The 24269-nt window shown below is 69.8% G+C and carries 16 protein-coding genes and 1 tRNA gene; 8 read left to right on the forward strand and 9 right to left on the reverse strand.

The annotated features are described in order from the left end of the window. Positions 1-5: 5 nt before the first annotated feature. A tRNA-Asn gene (locus ACFLFB_RS08425) sits at positions 6-78 on the forward strand. Positions 79-465: 387 nt separating this feature from the next. On the opposite strand, the gene ACFLFB_RS08430 is transcribed toward ACFLFB_RS08425, so the two are convergent. The 4 genes from ACFLFB_RS08430 to mobF all read right to left on the reverse strand — a co-directional run bounded on the left by ACFLFB_RS08430 (position 466) and on the right by mobF (position 7186). After that, positions 466-1056 (reverse strand): hypothetical protein, encoded by a 591-nt coding sequence (locus ACFLFB_RS08430; RefSeq protein ID WP_392545265.1) that lies wholly within the window; start codon positions 1054-1056, stop codon positions 466-468. Positions 1057-1445: 389 nt separating this feature from the next. After that, complete coding sequence (locus ACFLFB_RS08435) at positions 1446-2540, reverse strand: DUF4238 domain-containing protein (protein WP_392545266.1); 1095 nt, start codon at positions 2538-2540, stop codon at positions 1446-1448. A 365-nt stretch (positions 2541-2905) separates the two neighbouring features. Continuing rightward, positions 2906-3100 (reverse strand): helix-turn-helix transcriptional regulator, encoded by a 195-nt coding sequence (locus ACFLFB_RS08440; RefSeq protein ID WP_392545267.1) that lies wholly within the window; start codon positions 3098-3100, stop codon positions 2906-2908. A 102-nt stretch (positions 3101-3202) separates the two neighbouring features. Next, positions 3203-7186 carry a MobF family relaxase gene (mobF, locus tag ACFLFB_RS08445; protein ID WP_392545268.1) on the reverse strand — a complete coding sequence of 1328 codons (3984 nt, stop codon included), beginning with the start codon at positions 7184-7186 and terminating at the stop codon, positions 3203-3205. Positions 7187-7847: 661 nt separating this feature from the next. Between mobF and ACFLFB_RS08450 the strand changes: the two genes are divergently transcribed. The 3 genes from ACFLFB_RS08450 to ACFLFB_RS08460 all read left to right on the forward strand — a co-directional run bounded on the left by ACFLFB_RS08450 (position 7848) and on the right by ACFLFB_RS08460 (position 12357). Continuing rightward, positions 7848-9341, forward strand: a complete 1494-nt coding sequence (locus ACFLFB_RS08450; RefSeq protein ID WP_392545269.1) for a serine hydrolase domain-containing protein — start codon at positions 7848-7850, stop codon at positions 9339-9341. Between the two features lie 101 nt (positions 9342-9442). Then, on the forward strand, positions 9443-10849 hold the full coding sequence (locus ACFLFB_RS08455; RefSeq protein ID WP_392545270.1) for an alpha/beta hydrolase: 1407 nt from the start codon (positions 9443-9445) through the stop codon (positions 10847-10849). Positions 10850-11157: 308 nt separating this feature from the next. Further along, positions 11158-12357: an MFS transporter gene (locus ACFLFB_RS08460; RefSeq protein WP_392545271.1), complete on the forward strand. Its 1200-nt coding sequence runs from the start codon at positions 11158-11160 to the stop codon at positions 12355-12357. Between the two features lie 58 nt (positions 12358-12415). Here ACFLFB_RS08460 and ACFLFB_RS08465 read toward each other — a convergent pair whose 3' ends face one another. The 3 genes from ACFLFB_RS08465 to ACFLFB_RS08475 form a co-directional block, all read right to left on the reverse strand. Next, a complete protein-coding gene (locus ACFLFB_RS08465) occupies positions 12416-15589 on the reverse strand; it encodes an ATP-binding protein (RefSeq protein ID WP_392545272.1) in 3174 nt (1057 codons plus the stop codon). Between the two features lie 294 nt (positions 15590-15883). Further along, positions 15884-17341: an MFS transporter gene (locus ACFLFB_RS08470; RefSeq protein ID WP_392545273.1), complete on the reverse strand. Its 1458-nt coding sequence runs from the start codon at positions 17339-17341 to the stop codon at positions 15884-15886. A gap of 119 nt (positions 17342-17460) precedes the next feature. After that, positions 17461-17997 (reverse strand): heavy-metal-associated domain-containing protein, encoded by a 537-nt coding sequence (locus tag ACFLFB_RS08475; RefSeq protein WP_392545274.1) that lies wholly within the window; start codon positions 17995-17997, stop codon positions 17461-17463. 47 nt (positions 17998-18044) lie between these two features. Here ACFLFB_RS08475 and ACFLFB_RS08480 point away from each other — a divergent pair, with 47 nt between their 5' ends. Together ACFLFB_RS08480 and ACFLFB_RS08485 are read left to right on the forward strand one after the other, a co-directional pair. Continuing rightward, the gene (locus ACFLFB_RS08480) at positions 18045-18242 is read left to right on the forward strand and encodes a hypothetical protein (RefSeq protein ID WP_392545275.1); all 198 of its coding nucleotides are present in this window, start codon (positions 18045-18047) and stop codon (positions 18240-18242) included. A gap of 17 nt (positions 18243-18259) precedes the next feature. Next, positions 18260-20146: a tyrosinase family protein gene (locus ACFLFB_RS08485; protein ID WP_392545276.1), complete on the forward strand. Its 1887-nt coding sequence runs from the start codon at positions 18260-18262 to the stop codon at positions 20144-20146. A gap of 422 nt (positions 20147-20568) precedes the next feature. Here the strand turns inward: ACFLFB_RS08485 and ACFLFB_RS08490 are convergent, their stop codons facing one another. After that, positions 20569-21675 carry a sensor histidine kinase gene (locus ACFLFB_RS08490; RefSeq protein WP_392545277.1) on the reverse strand — a complete coding sequence of 369 codons (1107 nt, stop codon included), beginning with the start codon at positions 21673-21675 and terminating at the stop codon, positions 20569-20571. Next, entirely contained in the window at positions 21672-22382 is a 711-nt protein-coding gene (locus ACFLFB_RS08495; RefSeq protein WP_392545278.1) for a response regulator transcription factor, read from the reverse strand. Before ACFLFB_RS08495 ends, ACFLFB_RS08490 begins: the two co-directional genes overlap by 4 nt. Positions 22383-22943: 561 nt before the next feature. Between ACFLFB_RS08495 and ACFLFB_RS08500 the strand changes: the two genes are divergently transcribed. Together ACFLFB_RS08500 and ACFLFB_RS08505 are read left to right on the forward strand one after the other, a co-directional pair. Then, complete coding sequence (locus ACFLFB_RS08500; protein WP_392545279.1) at positions 22944-23384, forward strand: DUF305 domain-containing protein; 441 nt, start codon at positions 22944-22946, stop codon at positions 23382-23384. Next, positions 23381-24268 carry a F510_1955 family glycosylhydrolase gene (locus ACFLFB_RS08505; RefSeq protein WP_392545280.1) on the forward strand — a complete coding sequence of 296 codons (888 nt, stop codon included), beginning with the start codon at positions 23381-23383 and terminating at the stop codon, positions 24266-24268. The genes ACFLFB_RS08500 and ACFLFB_RS08505 overlap by 4 nt, the downstream gene beginning before the upstream one ends. Position 24269: the final 1 nt, after the last annotated feature.

Raw genomic sequence — 24269 nt, forward strand, 5'->3', positions numbered from 1 at the left:
GCCTTTCCCCTGTAGCTCAATTGGCAGAGCAGCCGACTGTTAATCGGCAGGTTGTTGGTTCGAGTCCAACCGGGGGAGCATCAGGAGAGGCCCCTGACCTGCGGAAACGCCAGGTCGGGGGGCTTTTGCTTTCAGTTGCATCGGCTATGCATCGTTCAGGGCCAGCTGAGCCGTCGATCGCTGGCGCCGATCCCGAGCTAACACCACGGGCCTGCACGGCGCGGTCGGCGGCAAGACGCAGGAGACGACATCGTCGACTCTGTCATCGACGATGGGTGTCGTCGGCCGTCACCATCATGCGGCAGCGCACAACGACTGACTCGCGCCACGACAGGGCGTGTGGCGGGTCACTGGCGACGACCTGACGCGTCGATCCTGACCCAGTCGGCGGCGACCCCGCCGCGAGGTGCACGGGACGCGCTGCGCCAAATGGCCGACCCGAGATCGGGCCATGTCTGCCTGAGGTCAGTCAGGGAGGTCCTCGGCCACTTCTCCGGACACCTTCTCAACGGTCTCCTTGATCTCTTTGAGCCGCTCCGCCTGGCTCAGAAGGGCAGCCAAGCTCCCAAGAATCGTGTCTGCGTGACCTAGAGCCCGGGAAGCCCACTTGAGCACTCTCTTTGCCCGTCTGAAACGCTTCGGCCGCGGAAGGGGCGCCTGCGGGTGTTCGGCGTAGTCGTCGAAAACCTCGTCTGAGTCCTCCGCATCTGCTTCCTCCAGGACCGCCCGCGTCAGGCGCAATCGCGCCCTTCGCCACGCAATGAGCTTGACTCTCAGGTCGAGTCCAGCAAGTCCGTGGTTTGCGAGAACCTCGCTCGGGACTTCACTCATCTGACGTAGTAGTTCAGCCCTGGTCTCGTAAACATCCGGCCATGCGTCCGCCAGCCAGGCCAAGAACTCGGATAGGTCGTCGAGGGATCCCTCTGTGGTGCTCAAGTCCGGAGAGAACAGCTCGTAACGCATGTCGACCATCCACGCCAGATCGTCGTAGACGCTGGACACAAACGACAGAAGCTCGCGGCGATCCGCGTCGCTGGAGTTGTCGTAGATGGACATTGCGCCTCCTGGTCGCCAGCGGTCCGCGCACAAGGCACGGTCAACCCGGGCTTGCGGTGCCGCCATTGTTCCACTGGCGTTCGACGTTGAGTAGGTCCCCCGAGACGCCGCCAGCCCCGGCTGAGCTAGGGCGAAGGCGGCGGAGTGACGCACCAGCCGTCCGATCGCCCGGCGGCATGTGCCGACGCACCGTGGCGAGACCCCGATGGCAAACTCCAAAGCAGGCGCGGACATGTAGCCCTGCTCCCGGACCGGAAGGTGTCGGATTTGCCGGAGCTCGATGACGACGTACACACGCACGCGAGAGCGATGACCTCCGCGGCGACCTCCAGACCAGTCGCCCCGCCAAACTAACGTCCGATGACGTTGGAGTGTTCTGCTGTTTCAAGTCAAGAGCGACGTGGGCGGCGCCTTGGGATCGGCCACGGCAGGTCGGACAGCGAGAAGCCGTCCCGGCCGGGGAACGGCGACAGCGCCTCCGCTACCGCCCGGTTGTCTGCATCAGCGAAGAGCCCCTCTTCTCGAATCATGTTGTCCCCCGTAGAGGTATCCATCCGTGAGCGATCCACCGGCGCCGGTAAGTGAATCCGGCCGGATAACTCATCGTCTGGATGGTGATACACATAACGCCGGGCTTGATTCACCGTCTGCTGGTTCATCGAGTTGGCGAATGCCGTCGTCCCCGTCACCACAAAGTCTCGCACCCCATCTACATCATCTGTGTATTGACGAAGCGCGATGCGGGGCTGGATATTCAGTCCCAGACGCCGTGTGAGTGGAACGGTGAATAGGTCAGCCGTCGCTATCCCCACCCCCATGTGCTCGGGGTAGTTTTCATCTACCGCCATCGACACCGGGTGATCCGAGGTTACCAAGGCACGTTTCGTGAACCTGATAAGCGTCCAGTGGCTATCCGCTAGATGAGCGGCCATGCGCGGCCATAACTGAAGTGCTAGCCGAAGGTGACCCGTAACGTCCGGCTCTAGGTCGGGGCCGCCAGGCTTCGTCAGGTCCCTCCACTCCTCGTCCAGCTCCTGATCCTCGACGGGCCGGCCTTCGGCCCTTTCGATATGTGACCGCAAGGCCTCCTTGCCGGACACGCCAACAAGAATCCGAATCATCATGCCGTTCATGTCAGTCTGGCTCGCACGGATCTCTTCACTCCGTAGGTGCTGTAGCGCGATCCAGAGCGCCAGATTCTGCTTTGCCTCCTCAGGAAGCGGCCATCGCCCCTGCACCACAAGCCTCAGCGCGCTACTTGCTACATCCTCAATCTCGGAGAATGCTCTCTCAAATACATCAGAGGTCGACCTGTCTGGCAGTTCTATAGAGTAGAAGTCCTTTATAACCGTTGCGTCTGTAATCGACATATCGATTCGCGGCCCCCCCGATAGGGCCACCCGACTAATCAAGCCCTTTTCCGTCGCAAAGCCTCTTAAGTAGAACTTGGAAACGGTGTGCTGACGCCTGACCTGGTTCCCCACCCGATCATCTAAGCACTCGGGATGCGCTCAACCTCCAAATCTCTGTCACGCGGATGCACGGCCCGGGGGCATGCGTTCGGGAGTTTGCGGGTTGAAGGGCTTGGCTGCGTTGGCGGAACCGAAGATCCCTGTGGTCAGGTGGCGGCGGGCATCAGCGACCGGCGGCGATCCACCATCGGCGTGACCGGACGCACGAGGGTGCGTCATAGTGCCGCCACCGAGCGCCGTTGGATGGCCGTAGATCCGGTTAACGGCTCGCCGTGATGATGATGGTCGAGCCGCTACCTCTCCAAGATGACCTACTCCCGAAGCGGCCGACCGTCTTCCACTGCGGAAGCCAACCCGGCGACATGGGAACCGACTTCTTAGCGCCCAGCGGCGGGGATGCGCATCAGCAGCTGGTCCACGTCATCGGGGTGGACGCGGATCACTCGTTGGCCGAGACGGTACGCGGTCAGCTGGCCGCTGGAGATGCGTCGTCGCAGGGTGCGGATGCTGACTCCGGTTCGCTCGGCGGCCTCGGCTAGCGACTCGTATTCGCGGCGTGGATTGGTTGTCATGGTTACCTCCTGCCTCCCTAGGCGTTCTCGGGGTGCCTCGGTGGTCACATGTCGCCGGAAGAGTTCGGCAATGGCCGGAAGCGGCCACGGGAGGTTCAGCGGTCATCGCGATAACCCCGGTCCGCTGGGGTGGTTGTGCTGGGACGGGAGTCTGCGACGTTCCTCGTTCACGCCCGGTGGTGGCTTGGGGGTCTCGTCGAGACCAGTCGGCATGTCCGCGGTCTGGAGCACGCCCTCCTGCCCGGGCCGGCCCGTGAACTGGCGCGGGGTGATGTCGTCGCCCCTTTCTGGCAGGTGGCGCTGGATGCGCCACCAGAGGGCGGACGCGGCGTGGTCGTCGGGTAGGGGGAGGCTGGTTGTGCTGCGGAGCAGGGTGTTGGCGTCGATTCCTGAACGCGTGAGGGCCTCGAGGTGCTCGGCGAGCTGGGCGGAGTAGTCGTCGTGGCGGGTGGCGGGAACTAGCGCGTGGAGAAGCCTGGTCCAGCCGGCGACGTTCCCCAATTGGTCGTCGCCCAGTCGGGCATCCAGCTCGCGCTGCCACGTTCGGAAGACCTTTGAAGGCTGGCCGGGCCCGGTGGGGCGATGGTCGCTGTCGGGGACGCCGTTGGCGGCCCGCCAGACGGTGAGGTCGCCGAGCAGGTCGGGGGCTGGAGTCGCGCGTTGCGTGGGCCACCACGCTGGGACTGTGTGGCTCTGTTGGCGAACCTCGGATTCGAGCGCGGTGACCAGGTCGGATCGGGCGGTGAGGTACGGGCCCCAGTGTGGGTCGTCGCGGAGTCCGCTGGGGATGCCTGGGAGCCAGGGGAGTGGTCCGGTGCTGGTCCCGCCGGGGTCGGGAAGGCGCCAGTGGAGAACGGCGGCACGGTCGTTGGCGGTGTCGAGCTCGCGGGCGGTCGCTGCGCCACGAAGGGCGGTGAGGGGATCGGTGCCAGTGATGGCGAGCAGGATGAGGTGGGCGCGCAGGGTGGGCCAGGCAGGTTCGTCGCTGATGTCGGGGATGAGGCGTTCGGCGCCGGTACCGAGGTCGGCGACGGTGCTGAGGCCGAGGTGGCGTTCTGCGGCGAGGTGGAGGGCGTCGAGGTAGCGGGCGGTGGCCGCGCCGAGGCGGACGGTGGGGGAGGCGTGCTCGCGGGCCGTGGTGGTGGCCGAGGTTGGGGCGTCGTCGTGGGCCAGGACGGCCTCGAGCACGTCGCTGGCGGTTAGCGGGCGCACGTGATCGGGCCGGGTGATGTTGTGGGGGTCGCCGTCGCCGACAACCTGGACGTAGAGGTGGTTGGCGTCGGCTCCGCGGGTGAGCATCGTGTAGAGCTGTTGGCGGGTCTCGTCGCCGGTGGCCAGGCCGTGGACGGTGTCGGCGGAGATGCCTTGGGCGCCGTGGATCGTGGTGGCGTACCCGAGCTCGGCGGCAGACGTGACGTAGTCGGGCGGCAGGGTGGCAACGCGTCCACTTCGGCTGTGCTGCACCGCGAGTGAGCCGTCGCGGTGGACGGCGGCGACGGTCCAGCGGTCGCCGTTCTTGACCCAGTCGTTCGCGCCCAGGCGGAGCCGGCGGTCGTTGTTGCGGGTGACGACGGTGTCGCCAGTGTGGGCGGTGTTGCCGTCGGACAATCGCAGCCCGGGTCCGGGGGTGCGGCCGGCGAGGCGGTGGGTTTGGGCGTGCTGGTTCAGGTGGGAGACCAGGCCACGGGTGGGGGCGAGCATCAGTGAGTCGAGGCCTTGGGCGCGGTCCTTGGCCCAGGCGATGAAGACGTCTCGAGTCATCGTGGCGAGGTCCCCGACGTGTACGCGGTCGTGGTCGAGGTAGAACCCGAGTGCCTCGTGGTGTCCGTCGCGGAGGGCGAGTGAGGCGGCGCCTTCGACCGGGTCGGTGAACCGCATCAGCTCGTCGAGGTGGAGGGCTCCGTGGGTGGCGGCGATGTCGCGCAGGACGCCGCCGGCGCCGATCGCCGCGAGCTGCTGGTTGTCCCCGAGGAGCCGGACCTGCGCGCCGCGGGCGGTGACGAAGGCGACGGTGGTGTCCAGGGTGAGGGTGTCGGCCATCCCGGCCTCGTCGACCAGCACCATGGTTCTCGGGCCGATCGCGTGGGCCCATCCGGGCAGCTCGCCGGTGCTGATCGACCACGTGAGCTTGGCCAAGGTGTCGGTGGTGGCGCCGGTGCTCTCGCGTAGCACGGCTGCTGCTGCGGCGGAGGGGGCGAGCCCGATCACGGTGCCGCCGTCCTCGACCCACGCCGCGGTCAGGGCGCTCAGGGCGGTGGTCTTCCCGGCCCCGGCGGGCGCGATCGCCAACTGCAGGCGTGCGCCACAGGTGGCCATCTCGCGGACCAAGGCGGTCTGTCCGGGGTTGAGGGTGGTGCCGTTGGCGGCCTGCTCGAGCAGCGCCAGGTCGACCGCTTCCGGGCTGGCCCGGTGGCGATCCGTGACGCCGGCGACACCGACGAGGCGGCCCTCGGCGGCGAGGATCTCGGTGCTGGTGAAGACCGCGGAGCCGGCGACCTCGTACACGCTGGACCCGTCAGTGCGGCGCAGCTCGGGCGGCTCCTCGATGCCGTCCCCGGCGGGGGTGAGCCGCACGGACGCGCTGATGAGGGTGTGGTCCGTGACCAGGTCGACGAGGGTGTCGACGTGCTCGGCGGGTAGGTTCGCGGAGCGCACCTGACGGTGCGCTTCGGCGCGCACGTGCCACACCTGCCAGGTCGAGCGGCGGGCCTGGAGCTCGTCGCGGACACGATGTGCGGTGTCCCGCGCCCACGCCGCATCCACCGTGACTGGCCCTGTGGCGTGGCCTCGCTGCGCGGCGGACAGAGCCGTGGTGACCATGAGCGACACACCTTCCGGGCCGCCGAGGACCTCCTCGGCCTCTACCCGCCAGGCTTGCCGTTGCTCGGCCAGGGTGCGAGGTTCGTGCTTCACGTCGCGGGTCTCGAGGGTCGCCTGCTGAGCGAGCAGGATCGCCTCCACGACTGTCGGGGGGCGGCCGTGGTCGTCGTGGAACGTGGTCGCCAGCTCAGCGCGGCGCGCCTCGATCAGTGCCCGGCGGGAGGACCAGCGCTGGTTCAGTGCCGGGTCGACACCGCCCACTTCACGGACTGGGCGCTTGCCCCGCTCCGTCCCGGGGCGCTCCGCGAAGACCACTCCGAGGCGGGTCCGCAGGTGCTTCTCCAGCGACGTGTTGTACGTCTCGGAGGCGGTCACCTTGGCCCTGAACAGTATCCGCCCGTCGATGGAGAGCCACTTCCCGGACCGGGTCTGGACCTTGTTCGCGACCGCGATGTGGGTGTGCAGGTCGGGGTCCCCGGCGCGGGAGTCGCGGTGGGTGAACGCGGCCGCGACGAGCCCGGTGACGTCGACCTGGCGGACCCCGTCGGTGCCCTCGCGGGTGTACAGGGCGTGCTGCTCGATGAACGCGAGGGCGTCGGCGACGGCCTCGTTGTGAGCCTGCTCGACCTGCGCGGCGACCTGTGGTGGGGCGATCGCCCACAGGGTGCTGACCGACTTCACCGGGGAGAACGTCAGGTCATACCCACCCACGGTCGTGGTCTTCGGGCGGGACAGTTTCGCGATCGTCCCGGACAGTTCCCGGGCGTCGCGCGGGTCCCGCCCGTGCTGTGCGCGGAACATCTCGGCGGCGACTTCGGAGCGGATCCGCGCCCGGTCCTGCGCGTCGACCGGGTAGTCCCGCGGGTGCCCCAGGGACGAGGCGTGGCCCTCGAGCCGCTTGGCGACCTCGACCTGGAACGCGGTCCCCCCGGCGGCGTACACCTTGAACGGTGCCCCAAGTCGGGTGACCGCTGTGAGGTCCTGACCGGTGAGGTCCGGGCCCTCGAGCCGCTCGCGGCGTTGCTCCGCCAGGGGGTGCAGGCCGGCCCCGAACAGAGCCCGCATCTGCTGCGCGGTGACCTCGTCCCCGACACTCAGGCCGTCGATCCCAGCCATCCCCGAGCCAACCCATCGCCCCGGTGTTTCGCCCCTCTCGGTGTAGTACGTCGCCAACGAGGTGCGCGCCCCGGGCGCGTGGTCGTGCGCCGCGACCTGACGGGTCAGATAGGTGTACCCGGTGCCGGCCGTGAGTTTGTGCAGGCTCATCGTCATGCCCCCCTAAGCCCAGCGGGAGGCGCTTCGCGGCCACTGGGCCGAGAACCGACCGACCGACAATGCACCGGGTGTGTGCCGTCTTTGGCCGCTGGTTTAGGTAGGGCCCTTTTGTCGCCATCGGCGTGGGCGGCCGTCGTCCTGCGGGACGGTGGGCGGGTGGCTGGGTGCGGTGCACCGTTGCGGCGGACGGGCGGCACGTGCCAGCGGCTACAGGTCTCCTCGACCGTCGGCGCGTCACGAGGTAGCTCGTGACCACGCGGTATGCCGGGGGGCAGTCAAGGCAGTGCAGTCACTTGCCCCCTGCATTTGCGGACACTGCCGACCCCAGGCCGACGAGCAGCCGGCGTGCGACAGAGGGCAGACAGCGGTCGGCAAGTCAGGTCCGTGACCGTGGAGCCACAGCCGGCCACGGCCGGTCCGTGACCACGAAGGGGCGCGCCATGTCCAGTACTCCGTCGGGCACGTCCCGTCCGAGCCGCCGGAGGCAACCATGTCTGACCCGATGACAAATGACGGCATTGACTCGAGCAGAGGGCGACCGAGGCTCCGTCAGGTTCGTCGCGCCACGGTCTGGGTCAGCGCCTTGGCTGCGCTCCTGCTCCTCGCGGTTGAACCTGCGCTGCCCGCCGTCGGCCAGCCCAGGTAGGGATCAGTGGACTCGCAGATCGACCGGTTTCTCACCACGGCGCTGAGGGAGTCGGCCATCCCAGGCGTCGCAGTCGCGCTCACCCGCGGTGACCAGGTGCTGATGGTAGGTGGATATGGTCATGACTCCACCGGAGCCGCCGTGACCGAGAGCTCACTCTTCCGGGTCGCCTCGCTGAGCAAGTCCTTTACTGCGCTTGCGGTGATGCAGCTCGTCGACGCCGGCCTGGTGGACCTCGACGACTCGGTCCAGCAGCACCTGCCGGAGTTCCAGATGGCCGACCCGCGGAGCGCGCAGATCACCGTTCGGCAGCTGCTGGACCAAACGTCGGGCATCACCGACGCAGTGGTCCCCGAGCTGAGCCGGCCCCAGCCGAGCAGCCCGACAGACGCGACGACCAGCCTGCGGTCCGCGCGCCTGTCCTCCACCCCTGGGACGTCGTGGAGCTACGCCAACCCGAACTACCAGGTCGCTGCCCGCTTGGTCGAGGCGCTCAGCGGTGAGGAGTTCGGCCACTACCTGCGCCGCCACATCTTCGAACCCGCCCAGATGGCCGCCACCACCTCGACCGTGACCGCAGACCAACCAGTCCCCGGCGTGGCCCAAGGTCACCTGATCGCCTACGGCCATGCATTCCCGGCACCCGGGTTCCGCAGCTACGCGACCGGGGATGGCGGCATCGTCAGCTCCGCCGCCGACATGGCTCGATGGCTCGTGGTGAATGCCCACGACGGTCGAACGGCAGACGGCACCGCAGTCGTCTCCAGCCGCGGCCTGCGGTTGCTGCACACCCCGAGCGCTCCTCGCGTGGGCTACGCGCTGGGATGGGCCACCCGCGGTCCGACCAACGCCCCGACCCGGATCGAGCACAGCGGCAGCCTGTTCACCTTCACCGCCCAGCAGGCCCTGTGGCCAGCCTCGGGTTACGGGGTCGTCCTCCTGTTCAACAGCGGGTCCCCGATGATGCTCGAGCAGACCGCAATCGTGCACGGCGTCTTCGACATCATCGAAGGGAAGTCCCCACCCTCAAGCGGGGCGTCCCCCGCGGCGAAGCTCGACGCGGTCCTGGCCGTGCTCACGCTGGCGGCACTCGCCCTGGGCACCCTTGGTGTCCTTCGCGCCGGTCGCTGGGCCCGACGGCGCCGCGGTTCTGCGATCAGGGGGCTGAGGATGCTTCCCTCGGTCCTGGTTCTCGCGGCGGGCACCGCGTTCCCACTGCTCGCCAAGGCGTGGGTCGGACGCGACGTGACGTGGTCGGCCGCCGCCTACCAGTGGCCCGCCATGGTGGTGTTCGTCTTTGCGGTACTGCTCGCCACGGCGGCCACCGTGCTCGCCCGGTCGTGGCAGTGGTCTCGAATCGACCACGCGGCCCCAAGTGCCGAGAGCCCATCGGCAGCCACCGGCACGCCAGATGAAGAGCGGGCGGAACAGGGGCCCGACAGAGCCGAGACAGAGCCCCGCTCGATCCTGAATCCACCGCGGACAGAAGCCCGCGCCTAGTTCGAACGAGATCCCCGTCAAACCGACCGGGGATCCAGGACAGCCACCCGGAGCGTGGCTGCTCCACGCGCCCGTCCGCAGCACCCCCTAAGGAGCCCGCCATGACGACCTCGACCCGCGTGAACCAGACCCCCGGGCCGCGCCCGCACAGCGCCTCGCCCACCCCATCAGTCGGCTCGCAGCCCCGCCGTGGCGTCCCTATGCCGGTCGTGGTCGGCGGCGCGGCGGTCGTCGGACTCCTGACATCCGCGGCCCTTGCCGCCGCACCTGTCGTGCCGGTCACCGAGAGCGCGCTGACGGGGGCGGTCCTGTGCGGCTTCGCGACCGGCTGGACCGCTTTGGTGGGACTGTCGACGTGGTTCACCGCCCAGCCGCAGCGTTGGGCCGCGGTGCCCGCCGCGGTGCTGGGGGCCAGCGGTATCGCCCTGCTGGCACTGGGGGCCTCGGCCCATCCCGCCGTCGACTGGGTGTGGCCTTTGGTGGTGCTCGGGCTGGCTGTCTGGATGACCGTGCACATCCGTCGCGACATGGGGAGCAGGGTCGGCCGTTGGCTCCTGTTCCCCGTCATCGGTGCCATGGGCGTCGCCGCCGTCGGGGGCGCCTACCAGACGGTTGGCACCGCGATGGACGCGTCGCCGGCCATGGCAGGTCGGTTGGTCGACGTCGGTGGGCACCGGTTGCACTTGAGCTGCAAGGGGTCGGGCAGCCCGACTGTCGTCGTCGAGCCCGGAGGCGGGGCCATGGGGGCGCATCTCGGCTGGGTCACCTCCGCCGTAGGGCGTGAGACGACGGTCTGCACCTATGACCGCGCCGGTCGGGGCTGGAGTGAGGCCGCCGACGGCCCCCAGGACGCCCTCGCCATCTCCCGTGACCTCCACACGCTGCTTCACCGTGCTGGCGTGCCCGGCCCCTACGTCATGGCCGGTCATTCCTTTGGCGGTCTCTACGCAATGACCTTCGCGGCAAGCCACCCCGACGAGGTCGCAGGCCTGGTGCTCATCGACGCCACTTCACCCGTCTATGGGACCGATGGCGCGGGCTCGGCCGGCACCATGCCTGCCAGGTCCGACGACGGCGTGGGTCGGGTCGCGGCGCTGGTCTCCTCCATGGCCCGGCTCGGTTTGGGCCGGGTGTACGCGATCGTCAACGCCAGCGATCTCCCGGCGCCGGAGCAGGCTCAGGTGCGTGCCAGGTACGCCACGCCCGCAGCCGTGCGCAACGTGATCGAGGAGTACGCCAGGGCGAGCGCGTCCACCAAGGAGGCGGCCTCCCTGCGTGACCTCGGCGACACGCCGCTCATGGTCCTCACGGCGGAGATCGGCAGCGACCCCGACTGGCCCCAGAAGCAGGACCACCTGGCCACGCTCTCGTCCGACAGCGTCCACCGCGTCGTTCAGGGGGCAGATCACGCAGGCATGGTCGGCGACCAGGCTCATGCCGTCACCACCGGTCGGGCCATCCTCGAGGTGGTCTCCGCAATCCGTACGGGGCAACCGCTGACGCGGTAACCCTGTTCACCTCAGGCGGGTCCGGCCACCGTGCCGGACCCGCCTTCGTTGTGCCAGAGGCACATTGAGCTGACGCCTCGACGGGACAGCGCCGGGACAGCAGAAAGCAAGCGCCGGACCCGAGAGTGCCGGGAGCGGGCTGAGAGGGCCCGAGCCGGGTTCCCGGCCACCGCAGCGCTGAGGAGCACGCCATGTCGACAACAGCGACCCTGGTCACCGATTCACCCGTCTCGGCACGATCAGCTGCGCCGGTGGTCGAAGCGTCGACAGCAGCAGTCCATGGCGGGACCCACAAGCTCGCGGCTGCGATGACCGCAGCGGCACTGGCCGGCCTTGGGCTGATGCACTTCGCGCTCGACGGTCTGACCAGCGTCCTCGTCCCGCTCCAGCCCACCCTCGCGTCGCGGACCGGCGCGTCACCGTCGGTGCTCGGGCTCGTGGTCGCCGTGGCGCTCGCGGCGGCGTCCCTGCTGCAGCCGCTCACGGCTCGGCTCGTGCACCGGCACGGAGAGCGGTCAGTGGCGGCAGCCGGTGCCGTCCTCGCGGCCGCCGGCTACGGCGCGGTCCCAGCAGCTGAGAACGTCCTTCAGGCCGTGCTGGCCGTGGTCATCGGCGGGGTGGGGTCTTCGCTGTTCCACCCATCCGCGGGCGCACTGATGGCGCGAGCAGCGACATCCGGCCGTGAGTCCCTTCCCCTCGCAGCATTCTCGGCAGTGGGCACGGCGGGCTCGGCACTCGTCCCGTTTGGTGTCGTCGTCTCGGTCGACTCGCTCGGCTGGGCGGCAGCAGTCCCGGTGGCCGCGACCCTCGTGGCGCTCACCGTGGCTCTTCGCAATGAAGTGTTCCGGCCGACACCACGTCCGACGAAGACCCGCGCTACCGCCGGCGCGACCGGAAGCCGGCAGGCTCGGCTGGCAGTGGCAGCCGGCGCGATGGTGGCCCTTGCGGGCACTACCGTCGGCGCCAGTGCCGCGGTCCTGGTGGCCAGCGATCTGGGCGCCTCTCACCCCGCGGTGCCGTGGCTCCTGGCCTCCTACTCGGCGTCGGCAGCGGCCGGTGGCATGGGCCTGGCAGTGTTGGCCCGCCGGGTCGGCGCTCGGGCCGTCCTCCTCGTTGCTGTGGCCCTCGGTTCCGTCGCGGCCGCAACGGTGCCGTTCCTTCCGCTGGTGGCCACCTTCGTCGCGATGTCGGTGGCCGGCGTCGGACTCTCCGGCTCGCTCCCCCTCCTCGTCTCGCACGCCCGGCTGCCCGGAGAGGTCTCGGCCGCGGGCGCGGTCGGTCGCGTCCTCGGACTCGCCGCTGGTATCGGCGGGTCGGGGTACGCCGCCGTCGGCTTCCTCCAGGGCGCCGTCGGGTACGGGCCGGCCCTCACCGCAACCGTGGCCCTGTCCGGAACGGCAGCGCTGGTGATCGCCCGGTTCCTGTGCCGCAGCGTTGACCCGTCCGACTGCGACGACCCCGTCCCGACGGCCACGTCGAACTGCGGCTGCGGGACGTGCACCTGCTGACGTCAGCCGACCGACCGTCAGCAGGCACCACCGGACCACCCGGGGTGCCGCGGCGGTGTCACAACATCTGAAGGTCTCGTCGCTCGAGTGGCGTGGCGGGGCGCCTCGTCGTCAGCCTGACCGTCGCGGCCTCACCGGCCAGGGCGCGGGCTTCGGCTTCGTGCCCCCGCCGAGCGGCGACCCGCGCGAGACCCTCGAGCGCGGCGGCCACCAAGGAGCCTTCCCCGGTCGATCGCCCGGTGACCAGTGCGCACTCGAGCCTCTCAGCGGCTCGGTCGAGCCTCTCGTCCGCCTCGTCGCAGCGGGCGATGCCGATCACCGCCAGCCCCTGCGGGACGGGAGTCCCGAGCCGTGCCAGCCCGTCGGCCGCGTCCGTGAACAGCGGCCTGGCCTCGTCGAACCGTCCCTCCGTCCAGGCCAGTAGCCCTCGCCCGTAGTCGGCGAGCACCACGCCGGCGCCATCTCCCACGTTGTCGGACGCGACCGCGGCGCGGTCGAACGCGTCGAGCGCCCCATCACGGTCGCCAAGGTGGATCCGTGCCACTCCCAGGTCGGCGAGGGCCCACTGCACGGTGTTGAACAGGCCCGCGCTCGCAGCGACGTCGATGGCTTCAAGAAGGACCCTGACGCCGTCCTCGTAGCGTCCGAACTGCCGCAGACCCCATCCCAGGTGGTAGAGGATCGCCGAGAGGCCCCATGGGTCGTCGAGCTGTCTGAAGGCCGTGGCCGTCGCGGTTCCGGTGGCCACGGCGCCCTCCTCGTCACCACCCTTGAGGGCCGTCTCCGTCCGGACGAAGCCGATGACGGCCCGTCCCCAGGCGTCGCCGTTCTGCTCGAACTGGGCCTCGGCCTCCGACAGGAGCCGTCGGGACCGCTCGGGCTCGGCGCCTGTCACGCCCTCGACGGCCAGGAGGACGCGCGAGAGCGCAGCGCGGGACGGGTTCCTGAGCTCGTCGAACAGCCGCAAGCTCTCGGCGGCGGTCTCGGCGCAGCGGGGGCTCGGGTGGACGAGGCAGGCGCGGGGGCGCTCCACGAGCGAGACCGCTTGGAGCGCGCGCGCGACTGCGGCCGGCCCGCCACCCTCGAGGCGCAGCACACGGTCGAGCGTCTCCCGGCCGTCGAGGTGACGGCCGAGGTGCCAGAACAGCCCGAGGGACCCCGCCATCGACAGTGCCTCGTCGGCATCGCCCCGGCCTGTCCACCAGGAGATCGCGGCCCGGATGTTCGGCTGCTCGGTGCGAAGTCGCTCCAGTGCCTCCCTCTGGCCGTGCCCCCGGAGGTCGAAGTCGCCCTCGTCCGTGAACCGCATGAAGTACTGGGCGTGGCGCCGCGCGATCTCGTCTTCGAGACCGGTGTCCGCGAGCCGCTCGCGCGTGTACTCGCGCAGCGTCTCGAGCATGCGGTAGCGGGTGGTGGGACCGGGCTCGACGACGACGAGGGAGCGCTCCACCAGACGCCCGATCGTGTCCAGCACAGCGGCCGGCGACAGGTCGTCATCGCTGACGACCGCCTCCGCGGCCGCAAGGGTCCACCCGCCGCGGAAGACGGACAGCCGGTCGAAGACGGCGCGAGCGGACTCGTCCAACAGCTCGTAGCTCCAGTCGACCGTCGCCCTGAGCGTCTGCTGTCGCGACTCCGCGGTGCGCGCGCCGACCGTCAACAGCTCAAACCGGTGCTCGAGCCGTGAAGCGATCTCGCGTGGAGACATCGTCGCGACGCGGGCAGCCGCGAGCTCGATGGCCAGGGGTAGCCCGTCTAGTGATCGAGCGATGCTCGCAGTGGCAAGGAGGTCGGCCTCGGGGAGGACCAAGCCGGGCCGGAGCATCCTCGCGCGCTCGGCGAACAGGGCTGCTGCCGGGAAGAGCAGGACGTCCCCAGGTGGGGTGCCCTCCGGCGGGGTCTCCAGCGGGTGGACGAGGAGCTGGAGCTCGTCGGGGACCGCGAGGGCCTCGCGGCTCGTCGCCAGCACGGTCAGACCCTCGCACCGACCGAGGAGCTCGTCGATGAGGGTCGCCGCGGCGTCGACCAGGTGCTCGCAGTTGTCGACGACGAGCAGGAGCTGCCGGCGCTCGAGGAAGCGCGCCAGCCGGACTCGGACGTCGCGTTCCACGGCCGCCCCGTCGAGAGGCACCCCCAGGGCCTCGGCCACCGCGGCGGGAACGTGCTCGGGCGAGGTCACAGGCGCGAGCCGGACGCCGTAGGCGCCGTCGGGAAAGGAACCGCGCACCCGGATCGCGCCCGCGAGGGCGAGCGAGGTCTTCCCCGCTCCTCCCGGACCGATGAGCGACACCAGGCGTTCGGTCGAGAGGAGTCCCTCGAGCTCGGCCAGCTGGTCGTCCCGACCCAACAGCGCTCGTGCGACGACGGGCAGGGCGCCGGGGGCCTCCGAGATGTCGTTGGCCCGGCGCCGGGTCGCACCAGCAAGACCCACCGGCAGGCCACCAGGATGGGTCTCCAACGGCCCCGAGAGGGCGGCGTCCTGGCGGAGGACCTGCTCGTGGAGGGCCCGCAGCGACGCCGAGGGCTCGAGGCCGAGCTCGTCGTCCAGGACGCGGCGGGTGCAGGTGAAGACCGCGAGCGCATCGGCCTGGCGACCGCCGCGGTACAGCGCCGTCATCAGCTGCCCGGCCAGAGCCTCGAGGGTCGGGTCGGCAGCAACGACGGGTTCGAGGTCGGCGACCACCTCCGTGTGCCGACCGAGGGTGAGGGCCAGCTGTGATCGTTCGGTCAGCGCAGCCAGGCGCAGTCCGGTGAGCCGCGCAGCCTCTTGCCGCGCCCAGGGCTCGGTAGGGAAGTCTGCGAGCGGTTCACCCACCCAGAGGCCGAGAGCCTCGTCGTACACGTCAAGTCCAGCACCGCCGGTGTCGCCGTTGGCGGACGCGACAGCCAGGCGGGCAGCGCGCAGGAGTGAGACGAACCGCGCGGCGTCGATCAACGACTCGTCCACGTCGATGCGGTAGCCACTGTGGTCCCGCGTGATCGCCTGGGCACCGTGAGAGGCCAACGCGCGACGCAGCTTGGACACGCGGATCTGCAGCGCGTTGACCGGGTCGGCGGGGAGCGCCGACTCCGACCACAACCGGTCGATAAGCGTGGTCGCGGGTACCGACCGGCCGGGGGAGAGCAGCAGGAGAACGAGCAATGCCCGCTCAGCACCTCCCGGCAGCCGGGCGGGACGTCCGTCGACCAGGATCTCGGTGGGTCCCAGCAGCCGGTATCGGACGTCGTCCACGCATCGCCCCTCTCGTGCCATTCCTTCCATGCTGCCGTCAGACCGCGCGACCGGACAATGGCCCAGTCGGGTGAACCCCGTCTTCAGCGCTGAGGTGGCCAGTGGCCGCCCGCCGGGCATGCGAGGAGGGCAGCTTACGGCGGCGCGCCCCGCGGGAGGCCGTCGGCTCGGCCTCACCCGTTTGCAGGGTGGCGACCGGGCCCCTTGGGCGTTCCGGGGGCGCGCAACTGGTGGTGGTGTTGTCGGCGAGTGAGCCGGCGGACGGACGGCCGGGTGTCGTGACCGGGCAACTGGTCAGGCGGCCGTGACCCGCTCGCCTTCGTCGATGTTTGCCGCCGGTGCGTCCGGACGGGGCGAGTGCAGCCAGGCTGCGGCCACGGCGGCTCCCGCCACGGCGATGCCGGCGGCGCCGAGGAGGCCGGCGGAGAAGCCGTTCGTCAGGGCGACGGCGTCGGTGAGCTGGTCCGCACCGAACGCGGTGGCCACCACTGTCATGGCGGCCAGACCCAGGGCCGAGCCGACCTGGTAGCTCGTGTTGACGATGCCCGAGGCGAGTCCGCCTTCCTCGGGTGTGGCCGAGGACAGCGCCAGACCGAGCGATGGGATGAAGGCCATGGCCATGCCCGCCGCCGTCACCAGGGTCGCGGGCAGAACGTCCAGCGCGTAGTTGCCATCATGCCGGATCAGGGAGAGCCAGACGAGGCCGGCCGCGAGCGTGGAGAGGCCGGCGACGGTCATGGTCTTCGGGCCAAAGCGGCCGATGAGCCGGGGAGCCACACCGATCATGCCGATCATGATGGTGAGGGTGAGCGGCAAGAGGGCTGCGCCGCTGGCGAACGCCCCCAGGCCGAGCACCTGCTGCAGGTAGAGGTTGACGAAGAAGAACATCGGGATCCACGCCGCCGCGAGCATGAACTGTGCGGCGTTCGCGGCCGCGAGGTTCGGTGCACTCAGGATGCCGAGCCTCATGAGGGGCTGGTCGGCGCGGGCCTGTCGCCAGACGAACAGCGCTAGGAGGAGGAGTCCGACGACCCCGGCCGTGAGCGTCGTCTGCGAGGTCCAGCCCGACTGGGGGGCGCGGACGACGGCGAAAACGACCGCGGCGAGTCCAGCAGTCACGGTCACGGCGCTGACCAGATCGAGCGTTCCCCGACGGGTTGCACCCTTCGGCATCGCGCCGGGCGTGAAGGCGAGGACCGCAACGGCGAGGGGGACGTTGATGAAGAACACCCAGGGCCAGCTGGCGTACTCGGTGAGCACCCCGCCCAGGAAGACGCCGGCGGTGCCGCCGGCAGGTGCGGCCGCGCCGTACAGGGCCAGGGCCTTGGTCATCTCCTTCGGGGTGGCCCCGAAGATGGTGAAGAGGAGGGTGAGGGCGGACGGCGCGATCAGGGCGGCTCCGGCGCCCTGCATGGCACGGCCCGCGAGCTCGACCGCCACAGTGTCCGCAAGGCCGGCGAGCAGGGAGCCGCCTGCCAACACGGCCCAGCCGATGCTGAAGATGCGTCGGGCGCCGAGCAGGTCGGACAACCGCCCTCCGAGGAGCAGGAGCCCGCCGAAGGCGACAACGTAGGCGTTAAACACCCAGCTGAGGTCCTGGGGGGTAAAGCCGAGATCGGCCTGCATCTGCGGCAGGGCAACCCCGATGATCGACGTGTCCATGATGACCATGAACTGGGCTGCGGCGATGAGCCCCAGAGCCAGCCAGCGTCGGCTGCTCGGGCTCCCCGCGGATGTCGGGTTGGAAGACATGGATGCCTCTCTCGTCAGGATCAGCCGAGGTCCGGCTGTGTAAGAACCGTGCGGGGAGAGGCTGTTCAGCGCCTGTCCGGTCGCTGTCCTCGCTGGACCAGCTTCGGCAGCGGCCGAGGTCACGGCGCGCTGTCGGTGTCCCTCGCCAGGACCCGGGCCCGGAAGGCGGTCCCCATGAAGGCCTCGAGCACGTCTGGCTCCGTCATCGAGCCGTGGAGCTCGACGCGGTGGGACGCGGCGTCGGCGACGACACGTTCGACGCCGGGGACGTCCCTGAGTCGGGCCGTCACCTCGCGAACGCAAGTGCGGCAGGTCATGCCTCCGACGAGGAGGTGCAATTCCCGCATGGTCGAGCTCCTTGGGCCTGTCGTGTCGGTACCTCCACGGTGAAGTCCCTCTCTGTCCTCCGACTGTCCTGTGATGGTGAGGCGCGATTCGGACGGACCGACATCGGTCCGGCCAGCGACGACGTCCGTGGCGTTGCGGAGTCGAGCACGCGGCGGCGGAGTACGTCGCTGCCGGGGACGGCGCCACAGGCCTTGGATCTTGAAGGACGGCGAAGGCCGTCGCCACCGGGACGCCTGGTGCGACGTATCACCTGCGCTGGACGCGCCTCCTGATGTAGTGATGCCTGATCTCCGACCGTCCGTGTCCATGACGGCCGGCGGGTGACGTGGCGTCCCGACCACGGAAGGACACGGCCATGCCGGAGAAGCGCACAGCACGCAGCAAGGGACACGACATCGAGGTCACCGTCGACGACGACGGCACACCGTCCGTCACGGTTGACGGGCAGGACGTCCCGGTCCGCATCGTCGACGGTCGTTATGCCGTCGCCTACCTCCGGCCGGTCGACGACCTGCTCGACGGCGCGCGCCAGTACGTCGCGCGGGTCGACTGAGAAAGCGGGTGGGCACGATGGCACTGCGCAAGAACTTCGTCTTCCTGACCGCGACCGAACGCACGCGCCTGGCGAGTGCCCTGAACTCGGTCAACGCGTCCGGCTTCCTGGGAACCCTGGCGAGTCAGCACAGCGCGAACTTCAACAGCGGCATCCACTGGGGCTCGGCGTTCCTGCCGTGGCACCGCTGGTTCCTGCGCCACCTCGAGCAGCAGCTGCAGGTCCACCAACCCGGGGTGATGATCCCGTATTGGGACTGGACCAGGCCGGACTCGCGCGACATCGACGTCGAGCCCTGGAAGTCGTTCTTCGGCGGGCGGAGCAACACCGGGGGACAGTTCGACCACTGGACCTATACCCGCTCGGCCACGGATGGCGGGGCCCACCTGCCCGTCCTCCTGCCCGGTGGGATGGGCAGCTCGATGGTCAGCCGGCTGGCCGAGACGACGTTCGCCGGCTTCCGCGCGATCGAGTCCTCCGGTGGCCACGGCGGTGGACACAACTGGGTCGGCGGCACCATGGCGGGCGGCGACTCCCCGAGGGACCCCCTGTTCTGGCTGCACCACGGCAACGTCGACCGCCTGTGGGCCATCTGGCAACGGAACAACCCCGGCGCCTCGCAGTACAACCTGACGGCGGCCTCGGGCGACTCCGTGGCCGCCGCGATGGTGCCGCTGAACTCGGCCATGATCGGCGGCGCAACCCCGGCCCAGATGCTCGACCACACGACGCTTGGGTACACCTACGACACTGACGTCCGGCTCGAGGGTGCGTGGGAGGGTACCGGCCGCCCGCACCTGACGACCGGCGACCCGACCTCGGTGGACCTGTACATCCGGGACAACTCGGCCGACACCGGCGCCACCCCCACGGCCGCCCCCCACTGGGAGTCACCTGACATCTGGGTGCGCACCCAGCCGCCCGGTCCGACGGAGAACCCGGACGACGGACACCAGGCGCCGATCGTCAACCAGCCCAACCACATCTACGTCGTGGTCCACAACCGCGGTGCGGCCACGACGGCGCCGGTCGCGGTGGAGGCGTACCACTGCTCACCGGGCACCGGGATGCTGTGGCCGACCCACTTCCAGTCCTTGGGGTCGTTGCCGGTTCCATCGGTCCCGGCCGCGGGGCAGGCACGGGTCGGGCCGTTCATCTGGACCCCGACCGTCGCCGGCCACGAGTGCCTCCTCGCGATCGCACGGACCGAGGCGCAGGACCCCGGCTCGCTGGAGACGGCGCACGGTGTCACCGTCCCCGCCGGTACCGCCGCCGCCCTGGACCACTCCCTGCTCGTCCGGTTCGTCAACAACGTGGGGCAGCGCAACGTGGCCCCGGTCCTCGCCCTGCCGGGGGCGAAGATGAAGATGGGCCTGACGATCCGCGGCCTGGAGCAGACCTCGAGGCACTCGGTCTCCATCGACGCCTCCAGGCTCCCGCGGGACACGCGCATCGAGGCGCGACTGGCCAACGGGGTCCTCAGCGACGGCACCACCGACATGACGGTGGCGCGCCGCGAGGACCGGTTCACCACGCTGGGCATGACCGGCGGCTCGGTCAAGGGCCTCAAGGACGTCCCCATCTCCGCCAACGGCAGCTTCGTCCTCACCCTCGGCATCGACTTCAGCTTCGAGGCCAGGCACCTCAGGCAGTACCCGATCCGCATCGAACAGCTCCACGACGGGGTCGTCGTCGGCGCCTACACGGTCGAGCTCACGGCCATCAAGGACCTCGAGGACTTCTTTTTCGGCAACCCCCGCAGCCGCGAGCTCCACGTCAGCTCCTGCCCCCTCTGGCCGAAGATCAACACGGCCCGGCTGCAGACCTTCGAGACCGTCGACGACGCTGTGGCCAGGGGTTTCAACGGCTGCCGTTTCTGCCTGCCAGAGCACGACCGGGACTGACCACTGTGGCCATCAGGGCTGAGGGCGCGGCACCGGCTTTATGCCTCGGCCCGACGTCAGCACACGTGTCCCGGGCCCCAACCTGTGATGCCCTGGTGCATGCCGGGGTTGTGCCCCGAGTCGAACCCGACCACCTGCGCGCAGTGCCGCACGTGCTGTCCGAAAGCCGCGGGATCAGCGGGTGCGGCCGACGCAGGAGTCGAGAGGATGAGGAGGCCGACGGTGAGCGTCAGCGCCGATCCGAGTGCCCAACGGGACATGGTGCCGTCCTCTTCAGTTGATCGTGCGAGCTCGACCGATGCCGTGCCCGAGTGCTCGGGGACCCAGCGCGTGCCATCCAATGTCTCCACATTCCCCCTGCTGAGGCAGCGACAGCATGGCGATCGCCTGAAGATTCAGTGAAGACACTGGCGTCGTCGCGGTCAGCCAGGAAGGTCGACGGTGAACCTGGTGCCGGTTCCAGGGCCGCCACTGAATGCTGAAAGCCGGCCTCCGTGGGCCTCCACGATCGAACGGCTGATGGTCAGTCCGATCCCGGCGCCTCCGTCGTGCGGGCCGCGAGCCGGGTCGACACGGAAGAACCGCTCGAAGACCAGGGGCAGCTGCTCAGGGGCGATGCCCTCGCCGTCGTCGACCACGTCGACCGCTGCGCCGGTTCCGGTGCACCGGACCTCGACGATGACCGAGCCCCCCTCGGGTGTGTGCCGCAGCGCGTTGGAGAGGAGGTTGGACAGGACCTGGCCCATTCGCGCCGGGTCCAGGCCCATCTCGACCGGTTCCTCCCCGCGCGCAGTCACCTGCACTCCCTTCATCGCGTAGTTCGGGAGCTGTTCTGCCACCGACCGCCGCGCGAGCTCGACGAGGTCGGTCGGCTCGCGACGTAGCTCCATCCGCTGTTCCTGGGCTCGGCTGACGGCCGCGATGTCGTCGGCGAGCCGGCGTAGCCGGTTGGTGTTCGCCCGGAGCACCTCCATCGTCGCGCCGTCGAAGGGGCGCACGCCGTCGTCGACGGCGTCCAGTTGCATCTGCACCGTCGACAGCGGGGTGCGCAGCTCGTGGCCGAGGTCGCTGAGCAACCGGCGCCGGGTCGCCTCGGTCTCCTCCAGTCGCCCGGCGAGCTCGTTGATCGTGACGCCCATCCGGTCGAACTCCGAGCCGAGTCCCGTGGCGCGGATGCGCGCGGCGTACTGGCCCGCGGAGATGTCCCCGGCGGTCCTGACGACGGCACTGGTGGATCGGCGTACCCGCCGGGTGAACCAGGCGGTCACCGACCACGCGGTGAGGACGGACACCAGGAGCGCCACCCCCATCGCGATGAGCAGGGAGTCACGAAAGGCCCGCTCCACGTGGAGAAGCTCCGCCGGGTCGTGCCCGGCCCCTGCCTCCATCAGGTGGCCGTGGAAGATGCTGGGCCCCACGAAGGACGCCACCACCCAGGTCGTGACTGCTCCGGCCAGCAGGAGCAGTGCCTGCGCGAGCAGCAGGCGCGAGGACAGGCCCGAGAGGCGCTCACCCAGTCGTGGTGTCACTGTCCCGGCCCCATGCGGTAGCCGATGCCACGGACGGTGCGGATGAAGCGCGGTGACGAGGCGTCATCGCCCAGCTTTCTGCGGAGGTGGCCGACATGGACGTCCACGAGGTGCTCGTCACCCACCCAGTCCCCACCCCAGACCGCCTCGATGAGCTGACGGCGGGAGAAGGCGACGTTCGGTGCGTGGGCCAACGCAGCAAGAACGTCGAACTCGGTGCGGGTCAGGTGAACAGGCTCGCTGCTGAGCCAGACCTCCCGGCCCACCGGATCCACGGAGAGCGGCCCAAAGGACATCACGTCTGAGGAGGTGCTGCTGCCGACGCGTCGCGGGCGTCGCAGCATGGCCCCCAGCCGTGCCACGAGCTCGCGAGGGCTGAAGGGCTTGGTGAGGTAGTCATCGGCTCCGACCGACAGGCCGATGAGCTTGTCGACCTCGTCGTCGCGGGCGGTGACCATGACGATGTACGCGTCGGAGAACGTGCGCAGGGTCCGACACACCTCCACCCCGTCCATTCCGGGCAGCCCGAGGTCCAGGATGACGACGTCGGGGTCGAGGGTGCGGGCGGCGCCGACCCCGGCCGGACCGTTGTGGGCGATCTCGACCTCGAAGTCCGCGCGCTCGAGGTAGGAGGCCATCAGGCCGGCCATGTGGACCTCGTCCTCGATGACCAGGGCACGCAGCCCTCGTGGGCCGTCAGAGAGCATCGCGGCCTCGTCGTGTGCGCGGCGTCCTCATGGGGCGATGGTGGCAGACCGGACTCGCGGCGCCCGGCCGCCGGGGGTCAGCGGCGAGATCTTCATGGTTCCTTCATGCGAGGAACAGCGCCCCATCGCACCCGCGTCCCAGGGTCGGATCACGACGAAGGGTGGTGGTCTCCGATGATGTGGGGAACGGGGATGGGTTGGTGGGGATGGCTGGCGATGGCCGGCTTCACGGCACTGCTGTGGTGCGCCGTCGTCCTGGTGATCCTCCTGCTGATCGACGCTCGGTTCACGAGGCGGTGACGGTCTTCATGGAACCTTCATGGGTCCTTGGGCAAGACGCGGTCGATCGCATCCAGAGTGGCGACGACCGACCCCGACAGAACGGATCTCGCCGTGCCCCGTAGGAACCGACGTCGCACGCATCGCATCGCTCTCGCCCTTGCCGCTGGGTTGGCCGTGAGCACGCTCGGTGCCTGTGGGTCGGATGACGACCACGGCTCGATGTCAGGAATGGGCATGTCCGCATCGCGCTCTGCCGGGTCGAGCTCACAGGGCGTCGCCATGACCGACGTGATGTTTGCGCAGATGATGATCCCGCACCACCAGCAGGCCATCGAGATGGCCGACTTCGCCCTGGCAGGGTCCTCGGGGGCATCGCCGGAGGTCAGGGCTCTGGCGGAGCAGATCGCCAGGGCCCAGGGCCCGGAGATCGTGCTGATGCAGGGCTGGCTGAGGTCCTGGGGCGCAGCGTCAGGGATGCCCATGGGCCACGACATGACCGGGATGATGAGTGACGCTGACATGGTCGAGCTGGAGCGGGCCACCGGACCCGGCTTCGACCGACGCTGGCTCACGATGATGATCGAGCACCACGAGGGCGCCATCACCATGGCAGAGGACGTCGTGCAACGGACGCAGAACCCGGACGTCGAGAAGCTGGCCACGGCGATCGTGGACGGTCAGCGGCGCGAGATCGACACGATGACGGGCCTTTTGGCGTGAGGCGCAGACCAGCGCGGGCCCTCCTCGCCGGCGCTGTCGCCGGAACGGCGCTGGCAGCGACCGCGGCCTGCTCCTCGAGCAGCACCAGGCAGTCGGACGACTCGGCCGGCGCCGCTCAGGTCGCGACGGCACCGGTCATGCCGATGCCCGTCAGTGCCGGGCACGTCCACGCCATCGCGAAGGAGCCGGCGTCCGGACGGCTGCTCCTGGCCACCCATGCGGGCCTTTTCGCGCAGGGACGCGAGGGATTCGAGCGGGTCGGCCCCGCCATCGACCTCATGGGGTTCACCGTCGCCGGACCGAACCACTTCTACGCCTCGGGGCATCCTCAGCCGGGATCCGACCTGCCGAACCCCGTGGGTCTCATCGAGAGCCTCGACGGGGGTCAGACATGGGAGGTCCTCTCGCGTGGCGGGGACTCCGACTTCCATGCGATGGCGGCGGTGGGTTCGCGCGTCGCCGGCTTCGACGGCACGCTGAGGTCCACCGAGGACGGCATGGTCTGGGACGAGGTCCCGAGCGGTTTCGAGCCGATCTCCATCACCGGTCGTGTGGACGACCCACGGGTCGTCGCGTCGACGAACGAGGCGGTCATGACGTCTGGTGACTCCGGCAGGACGTGGACGGTGGTGCCGGACTCGCCCGCCCCGGCACTGGTCTCGAGGGCCGACAACGCCGTCATCGCGGTGACTGCCGACGGGCGCGTGCACCTGGCCGATGCCAGTGGCGCGGCGTGGAAGCGGACCGAGCTCTCCGTCACGGCGCCCGAGGCCCTTCTGGCCACCGGCTCCAGCGCGCGTCTGGAGATCGTCGTCCTCGGCGAGGACGGCCTGATGGTCTCGCGCGGTGGACGGGCGTTCGTCCCCTGGTCACCTGCGGGCTGAA

The organism is Oryzobacter telluris (assembly GCF_043099285.1).
GTDB classification, from domain to species: Bacteria; Actinomycetota; Actinomycetes; order Actinomycetales; family Dermatophilaceae; genus Oryzobacter; species Oryzobacter telluris.